Annotated in this window: 15 protein-coding genes; 11 read left to right on the top strand and 4 right to left on the bottom strand. The window is 60.6% G+C overall.

Going from position 1 to position 12,965, the window contains the following annotated elements:
* Positions 1-22 precede the first annotated feature (22 nt).
* The 4 genes from aroC to PspCFBP13509_RS23140 all read left to right on the top strand — a co-directional run bounded on the left by aroC (position 23) and on the right by PspCFBP13509_RS23140 (position 3,291).
* Positions 23-1,114, top strand: a complete 1,092-nt coding sequence (gene aroC / locus PspCFBP13509_RS23155; protein ID WP_027603936.1) for a chorismate synthase — start codon at positions 23-25, stop codon at positions 1,112-1,114.
* A 10-nt stretch (positions 1,115-1,124) separates the two neighbouring features.
* Positions 1,125-2,285: an MFS transporter gene (locus tag PspCFBP13509_RS23150; protein ID WP_074847386.1), complete on the top strand. Its 1,161-nt coding sequence runs from the start codon at positions 1,125-1,127 to the stop codon at positions 2,283-2,285.
* Positions 2,282-2,812 (top strand): 1,2-dihydroxy-3-keto-5-methylthiopentene dioxygenase, encoded by a 531-nt coding sequence (locus PspCFBP13509_RS23145; protein WP_065926620.1) that lies wholly within the window; start codon positions 2,282-2,284, stop codon positions 2,810-2,812. The genes PspCFBP13509_RS23150 and PspCFBP13509_RS23145 overlap by 4 nt, the downstream gene beginning before the upstream one ends.
* Positions 2,813-3,021: 209 nt before the next feature.
* The gene (locus PspCFBP13509_RS23140; protein ID WP_065926621.1) at positions 3,022-3,291 is read left to right on the top strand and encodes a response regulator transcription factor; all 270 of its coding nucleotides are present in this window, start codon (positions 3,022-3,024) and stop codon (positions 3,289-3,291) included.
* Positions 3,292-3,353: 62 nt separating this feature from the next.
* On the opposite strand, the gene PspCFBP13509_RS23135 is transcribed toward PspCFBP13509_RS23140, so the two are convergent.
* On the bottom strand, positions 3,354-3,632 hold the full coding sequence (locus PspCFBP13509_RS23135) for a DUF3509 domain-containing protein (protein ID WP_027603943.1): 279 nt from the start codon (positions 3,630-3,632) through the stop codon (positions 3,354-3,356).
* Between the two features lie 396 nt (positions 3,633-4,028).
* Here PspCFBP13509_RS23135 and PspCFBP13509_RS23130 point away from each other — a divergent pair, with 396 nt between their 5' ends.
* From PspCFBP13509_RS23130 to PspCFBP13509_RS23110, 5 genes are all read left to right on the top strand, one after another.
* Positions 4,029-5,855 (top strand): long-chain-acyl-CoA synthetase, encoded by a 1,827-nt coding sequence (locus PspCFBP13509_RS23130; protein ID WP_137212754.1) that lies wholly within the window; start codon positions 4,029-4,031, stop codon positions 5,853-5,855.
* A gap of 96 nt (positions 5,856-5,951) precedes the next feature.
* Entirely contained in the window at positions 5,952-6,467 is a 516-nt protein-coding gene (locus PspCFBP13509_RS23125) for an ankyrin repeat domain-containing protein (RefSeq protein WP_027603945.1), read from the top strand.
* A 41-nt stretch (positions 6,468-6,508) separates the two neighbouring features.
* Complete coding sequence (locus PspCFBP13509_RS23120) at positions 6,509-7,039, top strand: hypothetical protein (RefSeq protein WP_137212753.1); 531 nt, start codon at positions 6,509-6,511, stop codon at positions 7,037-7,039.
* A gap of 67 nt (positions 7,040-7,106) precedes the next feature.
* Entirely contained in the window at positions 7,107-7,298 is a 192-nt protein-coding gene (locus tag PspCFBP13509_RS23115) for a PLDc N-terminal domain-containing protein (protein ID WP_003172956.1), read from the top strand.
* A gap of 347 nt (positions 7,299-7,645) precedes the next feature.
* Complete coding sequence (locus PspCFBP13509_RS23110) at positions 7,646-9,733, top strand: LTA synthase family protein (protein ID WP_065926624.1); 2,088 nt, start codon at positions 7,646-7,648, stop codon at positions 9,731-9,733.
* Between the two features lie 69 nt (positions 9,734-9,802).
* Here the strand turns inward: PspCFBP13509_RS23110 and PspCFBP13509_RS23105 are convergent, their stop codons facing one another.
* Positions 9,803-9,955, bottom strand: a complete 153-nt coding sequence (locus tag PspCFBP13509_RS23105; RefSeq protein WP_015885095.1) for a DUF3309 family protein — start codon at positions 9,953-9,955, stop codon at positions 9,803-9,805.
* Between the two features lie 328 nt (positions 9,956-10,283).
* On the opposite strand from PspCFBP13509_RS23105, the gene PspCFBP13509_RS23100 reads away from it, so the two are divergent.
* Together PspCFBP13509_RS23100 and csrA are read left to right on the top strand one after the other, a co-directional pair.
* Positions 10,284-11,099 (top strand): SDR family oxidoreductase, encoded by an 816-nt coding sequence (locus PspCFBP13509_RS23100; RefSeq protein WP_065926625.1) that lies wholly within the window; start codon positions 10,284-10,286, stop codon positions 11,097-11,099.
* Between the two features lie 127 nt (positions 11,100-11,226).
* The gene (csrA, locus tag PspCFBP13509_RS23095; RefSeq protein ID WP_065926626.1) at positions 11,227-11,424 is read left to right on the top strand and encodes a carbon storage regulator CsrA; all 198 of its coding nucleotides are present in this window, start codon (positions 11,227-11,229) and stop codon (positions 11,422-11,424) included.
* A gap of 1 nt (position 11,425) precedes the next feature.
* On the opposite strand, the gene PspCFBP13509_RS23090 is transcribed toward csrA, so the two are convergent.
* Complete coding sequence (locus tag PspCFBP13509_RS23090; RefSeq protein WP_003236706.1) at positions 11,426-11,653, bottom strand: YheU family protein; 228 nt, start codon at positions 11,651-11,653, stop codon at positions 11,426-11,428.
* Positions 11,654-11,712: 59 nt separating this feature from the next.
* Positions 11,713-12,897, bottom strand: a complete 1,185-nt coding sequence (locus tag PspCFBP13509_RS23085) for an osmoprotectant NAGGN system M42 family peptidase (RefSeq protein ID WP_065926627.1) — start codon at positions 12,895-12,897, stop codon at positions 11,713-11,715.
* Positions 12,898-12,965: the final 68 nt, after the last annotated feature.

Here is a 12,965-nt window from a genome sequence, read left to right as displayed (position 1 = left end):
CTGATTTCACGGAGCGCCCTGCATGTCCGGCAATACCTTCGGCAAGCTGTTCACTGTCACCACCGCGGGCGAAAGCCATGGCCCGGCGTTGGTCGCCATTGTCGACGGCTGCCCGCCCGGCCTCGAGCTGTCCCTGGAAGACCTGCAGCGTGACCTCGACCGCCGCAAGCCCGGCACCAGCCGCCACACCACCCAGCGCCAGGAGCCCGATGAAGTCGAGATCCTTTCCGGGGTGTTCGAAGGCCGTACCACCGGGTGCGCCATCGGCCTGCTGATTCGCAACACCGACCAGAAGTCCAAGGACTACTCGGCGATCAAGGATCTGTTCCGCCCGGCCCATGCCGACTACACCTACCACCATAAATACGGCGAACGCGACTACCGTGGCGGCGGCCGCAGCTCGGCGCGCGAAACGGCCATGCGCGTGGCAGCCGGGGCCATCGCCAAGAAATACCTGGCGACCCAGGGCATCGTCATCCGTGGCTACATGAGCCAGTTGGGCCCGATTGAAATCCCGTTCAAGACCTGGGACAGCGTTGAAGACAACGCCTTTTTCTGCCCTGACCCGGACAAAGTGCCGGAGCTGGAAGCCTACATGGACCAGCTGCGCCGCGACCAGGATTCGGTCGGCGCCAAGATCACCGTGGTCGCCGAAGGCGTCAAGCCGGGCCTGGGCGAGCCGATTTTCGATCGCCTCGACGCCGAACTGGCCCATGCGCTGATGAGCATCAATGCGGTGAAAGGCGTGGAAATCGGCGCCGGGTTCGCCTGCGTGTCCCAGCGTGGCACCGAGCACCGCGATGAACTGACGCCGGAAGGTTTCCTCAGCAACAACGCGGGCGGCATCCTCGGCGGTATTTCCTCCGGCCAGCCGATTGTTGCGCACCTGGCACTCAAGGCCACCTCGAGCATCACCACCCCGGGCCGTTCGATCGATGTACACGGCAACCCGGTGGACGTGATCACCAAGGGCCGTCACGACCCGTGCGTGGGCATCCGGGCCACGCCGATTGCCGAAGCGATGATGGCCATCGTGTTGATGGACCATCTGTTGCGCAATCGCGGGCAAAATGCCGATGTGCGCGTGAGTACCCCGGTGCTGGGCCAGCTGTGACGGCGCGGCGGTGACAGCCCTCCCGTACTGGCGCCTCTCCAGCTTCTACCTGTTCTACTTCGCCCTGCTCGGGGCGACGGCGCCGTTCCTGGCGCTGTACTTCGACCACCTGGGGTTCTCCAGCGCGCGCATCGGCGAGCTGGTGGCCATCCCCATGCTGATGCGCTGCGTGGCGCCCAACCTGTGGGGCTGGCTGGGCGACTACAGCGGCCGACGCCTGGCTATCGTGCGCTTCGGCGCGGTGTGCACCCTGCTGAGTTTTTCCCTGATCTTCGTCAGTCACACCTACGCCTGGCTGGCCCTGGTGATGGCCCTGCATGCGTTCTTCTGGCACGCGGTGCTGCCGCAGTTTGAAGTGATCACCCTGGCCCACCTGCAAAAACAGACCGCGCGCTATAGCCAGGTGCGCCTGTGGGGCTCCATCGGTTTTATCCTCACCGTGGTGATCATGGGCCGCCTGTTCGACTGGCTGAGCCTGGATATCTACCCGGTGGTGGTCGTGGTGATCATGGCCGGCATCATCGGTGCCAGCCTGTGGGTGCCGAATGCGCAGCCCGCCAGCCACGGCAATCGCCTGGCCGCTGATGGTTTCCTCAAACAGCTGCGCAGCCCCGGCGTACTGGCGTTTTACGCCTGCGTGGCGCTGATGCAAATGAGCCATGGCCCGTATTACACCTTCCTGACCCTGCACCTGGAACACCTTGGCTATAGCCGTGGCATGATCGGCATGCTGTGGGCCCTGGGGGTGGTGGCGGAAGTGCTGATGTTCCTGGGCATGAGCCGCATCCTCACGCGTTTTTCGGTACGCCGGGTGCTGCTGGCCAGTTTCCTCCTGGCGGCCCTGCGCTGGCTGCTGCTGGGCTCGTTTGCCGAACTGCTGTGGGTACTGTTGCTGGCGCAGGTGATGCACGCTGCCACGTTCGGCAGTTTTCACGCGGCGGCGATTGCCTTTGTGCAGCGCAGTTTTGGCGATAAGCAACAAGGCCAGGGCCAGGCGCTGTACGCCGCCCTGGCCGGCACCGGCGGTGCGCTGGGTGCGCTGTATTCCGGCTACAGCTGGAACCTGCTGGGGCCGACCTTCACCTTTAGTATTGCCAGCGTCGCCGCCCTGGCCGCGGCCGCTATCATCGGTTTTCGATTGCAAGAGCAGAACCAAGGAACCCTTCAATGAGTTATGTCGCCGTCTACCCCGTCGCTTCACCGGATACCCCGAACAAGGTCCTGACCCATGTCGACGACATCGCCGCTACCCTGGCCGAGCACGGTGTGCGGTTCGAGCGCTGGCAGCCTGCCCTGATCGAGAGGGGCGCCAGCGACGCTGAGATGATTGCCGCCTATCAGCCGCAGATCGATGCCCTCGGCTACGGTGCGGTGGCGGTGCTCAGTGTCACCAGCGACCACCCGCAAAAAGCCGAATGGCGTGCCCGGTTCCTGGATGAACGCCGCTACAGCGAAGACGAAGTGCGTTTTTTCATCGCCGGCCAGGGCTTGTTCAACCTGCATGTTGGCGACTACGTGTATGCCGTGCGTTGTGAGAAAAACGACCTGCTGGTGATCCCGGCTGGCATGGCGCACTGGTTTGATATGGGCGAGAACCCCCACTTGGTCATGCTGCACTTGTTCAACACCGCGCAGGGGTGTGTACCGACGTTCACCGGCGACGATGTTGCCAGCCATTTCCCAGGTTTGGACGATTGAACTCAGGTAATTGGAATCTTCAACCCCGGCGAGTTGGAAGTTGTTGTGGGAATAAGCTTAGTTACGCGTAGGGTTTGGCTGTTTATCCAGGGCAATGCGCACTGAAACCATTCGTTATGTAACTCTCTGCGTCGCCAGTGTTTGTGCCACCTGTCAATAGGAGGAATCCGAATGGTGGTAGGGCATCAGCCAATAAAAGGAGAGATGTAATGAATGGCCCAGAGGAGTCGTGTCCGCCGCCGTGTGTCGTAACCAATGCTGTCAGGAGACGCCTGAGCCTGTCCGGTAAGCCCCTGACTCCAGCGGAATTGGAGATCTTACGCTGGGCCTCGGAGGGCAAGACTGTCTGGGAAATCAGCCAGATTCGTGCCACGTCCGAAGCCACCGTCAAATTCCACCTGCGCAATATCTACGGCAAGCTGGAAGTCACTAACCGCGTGCAGGCGATGAATGAGGCGGCTCGCCAAGGCCTGTGCTGACACACATCAATAAAAAGGCCGCGACGCTCAATAGCGTCGCGGCCTTTTCATGACTGCGGTATTTACGCCGAGTGGTAGGTCGGCAGGGCAAAGCGGTTCTGGCTTTGCAGCATGGAAATTTGCGGCAATTCACTGGCTTGTTCGGCCAAGTCGCGACGAATCGCGCTGATCACCCAGGTCAATTGATCGGCGGTGTGCAACTGCTGGTAAGAGATCGAACGCTTGACCTGCTTGCCGTCACTGTTGCGCAGGGTCAACAGAATGCCGCCGTCGGGACGTGGCTGGGTGGTGACATCGTAGTTGGAGAATACTGAAGCGAATTTATCTTGGATCAGGCTCATGTCTATCAGCTCCGTTGGCTCAAGTTGGCAAGCATGGAGTGATAGGTGCAGTGATTGTGCCAGCTCATGATTTATAAAAATATCGTTATAAATCAATAGATTGAAAATATCTTGGATTTTCGATTTCGTGCAATTTGCATGAATGGCCATCATGCATCCTGCATTTTGCGCTACTCGATAGGGTGGGATGGGCGCGTCGATACTCGTAAAGACTGTTTCTGCGCAGCTAAATTCCCTTTTTTGAGGGCATGCCGGTTGGGATACAAAACTTTTCAAATCCCGCGTGTACAGCCGAAGAACGGCTGACGTATTTTCCTGCAATGCATTCGGCCTTCCGCTTACGGAGGTATCGGTGCTTTTGGATCAGACGAAGAATAAGAAAAAGGACGTTCCTCCATGAGTCACCCGCACAACGACATGATCACCTGGGGCAAGCTGCTGAGTAAGGTGCCGGCCATCGTCCGTGCCTTGCCGCGCGTAGTGCGGGGCATGCGTGCCGCCAATGTCACCGACCCCGCGCAGCCTTGCGGGCTGGGCTGGCACTTTGAGCAAGCCACCCTGCGCAACCCCGACGGCAACGCGTTGCTGTACGGCGACCGTGTGCTCAGCTACACCGACGCCAACCAGCGTGCCAACTGTATTGCCCATCACCTGCAAGCCCAGGGCATCGGCAAGGGTGACGTGGTGGCGCTGTTTATCGAAAACCGCCCCGAATTACTCTTGAACGTGCTGGCCGTGGCCAAGCTGGGTGGCATCTGCGCGATGCTCAATACCGCGCAAACCCAGGCGACGCTGGTGCACAGCCTGACCCTGGTGAGCCCGGCAGCCATTATTGTCGGCGCGGAACTGGTGGCCCCCTATGACGCGGTGCGCGATCAGGTGGCCATCGCGGCTGATCGAACCTGGTTCGTCGCCGATCAACCGTCCAGCCTGGTACCGCAGGGTTATATCGACCTGGTGGCTGCGAGCGCCGAGTGCCCGGTGGACAACCCTGCCAGCACTGCGCAGATCTTCTTTAACGACCCTTGCTTCTATATCTACACCTCCGGCACCACCGGCCTGCCCAAGGCCGGCATCATGAAACATGGCCGCTGGACCAAAACTGCCGTCAGCTTCGGCAGCATCGCGCTGGACATGGGCCCTGACGACGTCCTGTATTGCACTTTGCCGCTGTACCACGCCACCGGCCTTTGCGTGTGTTGGGGCTCGGCGATTGTCGGGGCATCGGGCTTCGCCATTCGCCGCAAGTTCAGCGCCAGCCAGTTCTGGGACGATGCGCGTCGATTCAAGGCGACCACCCTCGGCTACGTCGGTGAGTTGTGTCGTTACCTGCTCGACCAGCCACCCGGTGAAAACGACCTTGATAACCGCGTGACCAAGATGGTTGGCAATGGCTTGCGCCCCGGCGTGTGGGCGCAGTTCAAGGCACGCTATGGCGTGGAGCATATCTGCGAGCTGTACGCGGCCAGTGACGGCAATATCGGTTTTACCAACGTGCTGAATTTCGACAACACCATCGGTTTCTGTCTCCAGCACTGGGCGCTGGTGGACTACGCCCATGACAACGGCGAGCCGCTGCGTGGCAGCGACGGTTTTATGCGTAAAGTCCCCACGGGCGGGCAGGGCCTGTTACTGGCCAGGATCGATGAAAAATCGCCCTTCGACGGCTACACCGACCCGGAAAAGAATCGCCGGGTGGTACTCACCGACGTGTTTGAAAAAGGTGATCGCTACTTCAATACCGGCGATTTGTTGCGCAGCATCGGCTTTGGCCATGCGCAATTTGTGGATCGCCTGGGGGATACCTATCGCTGGAAAGGTGAAAACGTGTCCACCACCGAGGTCGAGAACGTCCTGCTGCAACACCCGCAGATCGCCGAAGTGGTGGCTTATGGCGTCGAGATCGAAAACACCAATGGCCGTGCGGGCATGGTCGCCATCACCCCGAGTGAGTCCCTGGCCTCGCTGGACATGCGCGAGTTGCTGCAATTCGCCCACGGCCAGTTGCCGCACTATGCAGTGCCGCTCTTCCTGCGGATCAAGGTCAAGATGGAAACCACCGGTACCTTTAAGTACCAGAAGGTCAAGCTCAAGGAAGAGGCCTTTGATCCGGACAAGGCCGGCAATGACCCGGTGTATGCCTGGTTGCCGGGGTCGGACTGCTATGTGCCGGTCACCGGGCAACTGTTGGCGCAGATCCAGGGTGGTCAGTTCCGCTATTGATTCTGTCTATGGCCGCTTTTGGTAAAAAGGGCATGACAGTGGGGAACTCCCTCGCGACACTGGCGGCCTATAAAGCACCAGACAAGGAGCCCCCACATGTCAGACCACGCCAAACAAATGACTGAAGACGAAGCCGCCGAATTTGCCGAGCAGGTCTTCGACGTCGCCCGCAAAGGCGACGCCGCCATGCTCGCCGCGCTCCTGGCCAAAGGCTTGCCGGCCAACTTTCGCAATCACAATGGCGATACCTTGCTGATGCTGTCTGCCTACCACGGCCATGCCGAAGCGGTAAAAGTGCTGCTGGAGTTCAAGGCCGACCCGCTGATCGCCAATGACAAGAACCAGCTGCCCATCGCCGGCGCGGCGTTCAAGGGCCACTTGCCGGTGGTCAAGGCGCTGATTGAAGGGGGCACGCCGATCGAGGCCGCCTCGTCCGACGGTCGTACTGCGTTGATGATGGCCGCCATGTTCAACCGCGTCGACATGGTCGACTACCTGCTCAGCCAAGGCGCCAACCCCAAGGCCACCGATGCCCAGGGCGCGACTGCGCTGGCGGCGGCGCAGACCATGGGGGCGAAGGACACGGCGGCGCAGCTGGAGAAACTGGTGTAGGCTGTGCGCCCTCAAAAACCAGCCCGCTACAGGATCACCCCATGAAAACCGCCCTCGTCGAACTTATCAGCAAAATCAGCGCCGGGGTCATGGGCGAGGATGAGGTGGCGCGCATCGCCGAAGAGGCCGCCCAGGCCTACGCCGACCCGGCGGCCTTCCTGGCCGCCAACCCGGATATCAACTACGACGACAGCTTTCCGATCCCGCTGGGGGAGTGGGTGGTGGTCGGCAGCCTGCCGGATACCGTGCTGTTCCAGGCCGATACCTATGGCGACCTGTTTGCGCAGATCGTCGCGTCGTTCGGCCCGGGTGTGTCGTTCAACCTCAAGCCCAAGCAATTGGCCAAGACTGACGGCCTCACCGCCCTGAACCGTATCCAGATCCAGATGAGCGCCCTGAGCCCGGAAGACGGCGGTTATGTGCTGCTCAACTTCAGCCAGTTGCTGGACGACGAGATCCAGGCGGTGCTGGTGTTCGGCAATGACCTGCCGCGCGTGCTGGCGTTGTGCGCCGAAGTCGGCATCCAGGCCGAGCCGTCCCTGGAAGCGCTGAAGGTTGCCGTGCACGTCTGAAATAAAACGGAACCCCGGCCAGGGCTGGCTATCCTACAAGGGCATGCCCTCACTTAGGAGCGACACCATGGGTTCCACTTTCAACGGTCTGATCGGGCTGATCATCCTGGCGCTGGATATCTGGGCGATCATCAATGTGTTCAAAAGCGGCGCAAGCACCGGGGCCAAGGTGTTGTGGATCCTGTTGATCCTGCTGCTGCCGGTACTGGGCCTGATCATCTGGGCTATCGCCGGGCCGCGCGGCAACGTGCGGATCTGACCCTCGCTCCCTCCTTGTAGCAGCTGCCGAGCCTTGGCGAGGCTGCGTCAGCGGTGTATCAGACACACCGCACACGCAGCCTCGCCAAGGCTCGGCAGCTGCTACGGTACTTGCTCGTTTCTTCGCTGCATTTTGTGTATCGAAATATTCGCTGCACACAATTTTCACATCTTATCCAAGACAATCCGCCGGCTCTATCTTTCCCTGCCAAGGCCCTGCCTGAGGTGCTTTTAAAGGCGGCGCAGCGGTGCTCGTTCAGTAATTAATAGCCTTGATGCCGTTGATCGGGCACCATTCGCGCCACTGCACTACTTCGTCACTAAACTTCCAATGGGTCCTGAAACGACATGGCAAACCCGGACGCCCTGAGTCAGCAGCGAGCTTCTAATCGCCTGCTGCAACCGACCGTCAAATCCCATCTGGCGTACACGCTGCTCTGCGCACTGGTCATGATGGTGATGCTCTCCCTGCTGCGCCTGGCGCTGCTGGTCTACAACCGCGAGATGATCCTCGACACGCCGGCCTCGACCTTCCTTGAAGCGTTCGCCAACGGCCTGCGTTTTGACATCCGCCTGGTGGTCTACCTGCTGATCCCGCTGCTGCTGGCACTGTTCAGCGTACGGGCCATGGCCGCGCGTGGGTTCTTCCGCTTCTGGCTGACCCTTGCGTCCAGCATCGCCCTGTTCCTGGGCTTGATGGAGATGGACTTCTACCGCGAGTTCCACCAGCGCCTCAACGGCCTGGTCTTCCAGTATGTGAAGGAAGACCCGAAAACCGTGATGAGCATGCTCTGGTACGGTTTCCCGGTGGTGCGCTACCTGCTGGCCTGGGCCGTGGGCACGCTGATCCTGAGCATCGCGTTCAAAGGTGCCGACCGCGCCACGCGCCCACGTGGTCCGTTCAGTGGTGGCAGCATCGGCACGCGCCAGGTGGCGCCGTGGTACAGCCGCATCGCGGTGTTCGTGGTATGCCTGCTGATCGCCGTGGTTGCCGCCCGTGGCACCCTGCGCCAGGGCCCGCCGCTGCGTTGGGGCGATGTGTACACCACCGATTCGAACTTCGCCAACCAGTTGGGCCTCAATGGCACCTTGTCGCTGATCGCGGCGGCCAAGGCCCGGTTCGGTGAAGACCGCTCCAATGTCTGGAAGGCGACCCTGGACCAGCCGCTGGCCACCCAGACCGTGCGTGACATGCTGGTGCTGCCACAGGAAAAACTGGTCGATACCGACATCGCCGCCGTGCGCCGCGACTACACGCCGCCGGCCGAGAAGACCCTGCCGATCAAGAACGTGGTCGTGATCCTGATGGAAAGCTTCGCCGGTCACTCGGTAGGCGCCTTGGGGCGTCCCGGCAATATCACGCCGTACTTCGACAAACTCTCCAAGGAAGGCCTGCTGTTCGACCGTTTCTTCTCCAACGGCACCCATACCCACCAGGGTATGTTCGCCACCATGGCCTGCTTCCCGAACCTGCCAGGCTTTGAATACCTGATGCAGACCCCGGAAGGCAGCCACAAGCTGTCGGGCCTGCCGCAGTTGCTCAGCGCCCGTGATTTCAACGACGTGTATGTCTATAACGGCGACTTCGCCTGGGACAACCAGTCGGGCTTCTTCAGCAACCAGGGCATGACCAACTTCATCGGCCGCAACGACTTCGTCGACCCGGTGTTCTCCGACCCGACGTGGGGCGTGTCCGACCAGGACATGTTCAACCGTGGCCTGGAAGAGTTGAAGGCCCGTGAAGGCGGCAAGCCGTTCTACGCACTCCTGCAAACCCTGTCCAACCACACGCCGTACGCATTGCCGACGCCGTTGCCGGTGGAGAAAGTCACTGACCGTGGCAGTCTCAACGAGCATTTGACGGCCATGCGTTACTCCGACTGGGCCCTGGGCCAGTTCTTTGAAAAGGCCCGCAAGGAGCCGTACTTCAAGGAAACCCTGTTCGTGATCGTGGGCGACCATGGCTTCGGCAACGAACAGCAGATCACCGAGATGGACCTGGGTCGCTTCAACGTACCGATGCTGATGATTGCACCGGGCGTGCAGGAGAAGTTCGGCGAGCGTGACCACACCGTGGGCACCCAGATCGACATCGTGCCGACCATCATGGGCCGCCTGGGTGGCGACACCCTGCACCAATGCTGGGGCCGCGACCTGCTGAACCTGCCGGAAGGCGACAAGGGCTTTGGCGTGATCAAGCCATCGGGCAGCGACCAGACCGTGGCCTTGGTCACCGCAGACCGCATTCTGGTACTGCCCAAGGAAATGCCACCGAAGCTGTGGCAATACGAACTGGGCGCCAACCCGAGCGGTAAGGTGATTGCCGAATCGCCGGACGAGGCTGCACTCAAGCAGAAACTCGAAGCGTTCCTGCAAACCGCGACCAAGAGTTTGCTGGATAACACCGCAGGTGTTGTAAACGGTAAGCCGGACTAATTAACCGGCAATAAAAAAGAGGCCTTTTTCAAGGCCTCTTTTTTTTGCTTCGTTATTATCGCGGGGCGGTTATATCCGGCCCAGCAACAACAGGACCAGCAGCACCACCAGCACTACACCGAGGATACCCGACGGGCCATAACCCCAATTACGCGAGTGCGGGAATACCGGCAGGCCGCCGACCAGCAGGAGGATCAAGATAATGATCAGAATGAGGCTCATGGTTTTTTCCTTATTGTCTTTCTGCAAAGACCGGTTGTTTAACGATAGGCCTGCAGAGTTAATTACAGACGCCTTAACTACTCCGACTCTGGTGCTTCGCAGAAAATTCCATGTTTTTTTAAAGCATTTCGATCACTCGTTTATTTCTTTTAATTTGCGCTCATCCAGCACTTATTAGTTGAAAAACATTGAACTTAGGCGGACGGCAGGCATCCGACCCGGCCCACGGTTTGCCTGGGGCATTCATCACTCTGATGGTGCGTGGGTGCAGGAAAAACCTTCGCTACACTGCCGATCACTTCTTCTGTGAACCACAAGGCTACTTCCTATGCAAAATCGCATGATGATCACTGGCGCCGGGTCCGGCCTGGGTCGTGAAATCGCTCTGCGCTGGGCCCGTGAGGGTTGGCAGTTGGCCTTGTCGGACGTCAGCGAGCCAGGCTTGCAGGACACCCTGAAGGGAGTGCGTGAAGCCGGTGGCGATGGCTTTATCCAGCGCTGCGACGTGCGCGACTACAGCCAGCTCACGGCGTTTGCCCAGGCCTGCGAAGTGAAGCTGGGCGGCATCGATGTGATCGTCAACAACGCCGGCGTAGCCTCGGGCGGCTTCTTTGCCGAGCTATCGCTGGAGGACTGGGACTGGCAGATCGCAATCAACCTGATGGGCGTGGTCAAGGGCTGCAAGGCGTTCCTGCCGCTGCTGGAAAAGAGCAAGGGCCGCATCATCAACATCGCCTCGATGGCGGCCCTGATGCAGGGGCCGGCCATGAGCAACTACAACGTGGCCAAGGCCGGTGTGGTGGCGCTGTCGGAGAGTTTGCTGGTGGAACTCAAGCAGCAGGAAGTCGGCGTGCATGTGGTGTGCCCGTCGTTCTTCCAGACCAACCTGTTGGACTCGTTCCGTGGGCCCACACCGGCGATGAAGGCGCAGGTAGGCAAGCTGTTGGAGAGTTCGCCGATCTCGGCGGCGGACATTGCCGACTACATCTACCAGCGTGTGGCGCAGGGCGAATTCATGATCCTGCCCCATGAGCAGGGGCGGATGGCCTGGGCCCTGAAGCAGAAGAACCCGCAGTTGCTCTATGACGAAATGACCACCATGGCCGACAGGATGCGCGCCAAGGCACAGGCTGTTAAGGGCTGATCAGGCAGTAGTCTGTCAGGCAATTTACCTGCATGGGTAGGCATTGCCTGATTTTGCCGCGAGGCATTGCTGCGCCCACACCCAGCGCGCATGGTCGGGGTCCTGTCATTCAATAAGGACAACCGCCATGCTGGTCTTAAGCCGCGCCGTAGGCGAAATCATCGCCATCGGTGATGACATCACCGTGCGCATTCTCGAGCTGAACGGTAATCAGGTGAAATTTGGTGTTGTTGCGCCCGTCGGGGTGCATGTCCATCGCGCCGAGGTGTACCAAAAGATCCTCAAGCGTCAAACCCCGCAATCCCAGCCCGCCACCAACCCCTGAGTCAGTCGAACAGATGCTTGGGCACATCGTGCTTGAGCATCAACTGGCACTGCTCGCTGTCCGGGTCGAACACAATCAGCGCCTGGCCCTTGGTCAGCGCCTGGCGCACCCGCAGCACGCGGGTTTCCAGGGGCGTGTCGTCACCATTGTCGGTGCCGTCGCGGGTCACGAAGTCTTCGATAAGGCGGGTCAGGGTGTCGACTTCAAGTGCGTCGTAGGGAATCAGCATACAAGCCTCAGATGATGGATCCCGGCGATCCTACTGCGCCGGGACCGCAGTTGCCAGCGTCAGGACTTCTGGCCGACCAGGCTGTCCACCGATGGCACACGCGTGTCGCTCTCCATCTGCGTTTCGTGCTCGATCTGATGGCTGAACCGATCCAGTGAGCCCTGGGCCGGTTGTGCGTCACTGGCGAACACCGGCGGGCTGAGGATATACGCGCCCAACAGCCGGCTCAGTGCTGCCAGGCTGTCGATATGGGTGCGCTCATAACCATGGGTCGCATCGCAACCGAACGCCAGCAGCGCCGTGCGGATGTCGTGGCCGGCCGTCACCGCCGAGTGGGCATCGCTGAAGTAATAGCGGAACAGGTCGCGGCGCACGGGCAAGTCGTTATCCGAAGCCAGGCGCAGCAGGTGGCGGGAGAGGTGATAGTCATACGGCCCGCCGGAATCCTGCATGGCCACACTGACCGCGTGCTCGCTGGAGTGCTGGCCGGGAGCGACCGGGGCGATATCGATACCGACAAATTCACTCACATCCCAGGGCAGGGCCGCCGCAGCGCCGCTGCCGGTTTCCTCGGTGATGGTGAACAGCGGGTGGCAGTCGATCAGCAGCGGTTCGCCGCTGTCGACGATGGCCTTGAGTGCGGCCAACAGTGCGGCGACGCCGGCTTTGTCGTCCAGGTGGCGGGCACTGATATGCCCGCTTTCGGTGAACTCGGGCAACGGGTCGAACGCCACATAGTCACCGATGCCGATCCCCAGGGAGTCGCAATCGGCGCGGGTGGCGCAGTAGGCATCCAGGCGCAATTCTACATGGTCCCAGCTCACCGGCATTTCATCCACGGCGGTGTTGAACGCGTGCCCGGAAGCCATCAACGGCAACACGCTGCCACGGATCACCCCGTTGTCGGTAAACAGACTGACGCGGCTGCCTTCGGCAAAGCGGCTTGACCAGCAGCCAACCGGGGCGAGGGTCAGGCGGCCATTGTCCTTGATCGCACGCACGGCGGCGCCAATGGTGTCCAGGTGCGCGGACACCGCGCGGTCGGGGCTGTTTTTCTGGCCCTTGAGGGTGGCGCGAATGGTCCCGCGCCGGGTCATTTCAAACGGGATGCCCAGCTCTTCCAGGCGCTCGGCGACGTAGCGCACGATGGTGTCGGTAAACCCGGTGGGGCTGGGAATGGCGAGCATTTCCAGCAGGACTTTTTGCAGGTAGTTGAGATCCGGTTCGGGGATGGTTCGGGTCATAAAGGTTTCCTTTAGTTGCAAGCTTTGAGCTGCAAGCTTCAAGTTAAAAGCGGTATCTGAGGCTTGCC

Source organism: Pseudomonas sp. CFBP13509 (genome assembly GCF_005233485.1).
Lineage (GTDB): Bacteria > Pseudomonadota > Gammaproteobacteria > Pseudomonadales > Pseudomonadaceae > Aquipseudomonas > Aquipseudomonas marginalis.
This window is presented reverse-complemented; position numbering and strand designations above follow the sequence as displayed.

Excerpts from the sequence above, each read along its gene's own strand:
- PspCFBP13509_RS23085 (WP_065926627.1), bottom strand. The coding sequence starts at position 12,897 with ATGACCCGAACCATCCCCGAACCGGATCTCAACTACCTGCAAAAAGTC.
- PspCFBP13509_RS23145 (WP_065926620.1), top strand. The coding sequence starts at position 2,282 with ATGAGTTATGTCGCCGTCTACCCCGTCGCTTCACCGGATACCCCGAAC.
- csrA (WP_065926626.1), top strand. The coding sequence starts at position 11,227 with ATGCTGGTCTTAAGCCGCGCCGTAGGCGAAATCATCGCCATCGGTGAT.
- PspCFBP13509_RS23105 (WP_015885095.1), bottom strand. The coding sequence starts at position 9,955 with ATGAGCCTCATTCTGATCATTATCTTGATCCTCCTGCTGGTCGGCGGC.
- aroC (WP_027603936.1), top strand. The coding sequence starts at position 23 with ATGTCCGGCAATACCTTCGGCAAGCTGTTCACTGTCACCACCGCGGGC.
- PspCFBP13509_RS23125 (WP_027603945.1), top strand. The coding sequence starts at position 5,952 with ATGTCAGACCACGCCAAACAAATGACTGAAGACGAAGCCGCCGAATTT.
- PspCFBP13509_RS23130 (WP_137212754.1), top strand. The coding sequence starts at position 4,029 with ATGAGTCACCCGCACAACGACATGATCACCTGGGGCAAGCTGCTGAGT.
- PspCFBP13509_RS23100 (WP_065926625.1), top strand. The coding sequence starts at position 10,284 with ATGCAAAATCGCATGATGATCACTGGCGCCGGGTCCGGCCTGGGTCGT.
- PspCFBP13509_RS23115 (WP_003172956.1), top strand. The coding sequence starts at position 7,107 with ATGGGTTCCACTTTCAACGGTCTGATCGGGCTGATCATCCTGGCGCTG.
- PspCFBP13509_RS23140 (WP_065926621.1), top strand. The coding sequence starts at position 3,022 with ATGAATGGCCCAGAGGAGTCGTGTCCGCCGCCGTGTGTCGTAACCAAT.
- PspCFBP13509_RS23120 (WP_137212753.1), top strand. The coding sequence starts at position 6,509 with ATGAAAACCGCCCTCGTCGAACTTATCAGCAAAATCAGCGCCGGGGTC.
- PspCFBP13509_RS23135 (WP_027603943.1), bottom strand. The coding sequence starts at position 3,632 with ATGAGCCTGATCCAAGATAAATTCGCTTCAGTATTCTCCAACTACGAT.
- PspCFBP13509_RS23110 (WP_065926624.1), top strand. The coding sequence starts at position 7,646 with ATGGCAAACCCGGACGCCCTGAGTCAGCAGCGAGCTTCTAATCGCCTG.
- PspCFBP13509_RS23090 (WP_003236706.1), bottom strand. The coding sequence starts at position 11,653 with ATGCTGATTCCCTACGACGCACTTGAAGTCGACACCCTGACCCGCCTT.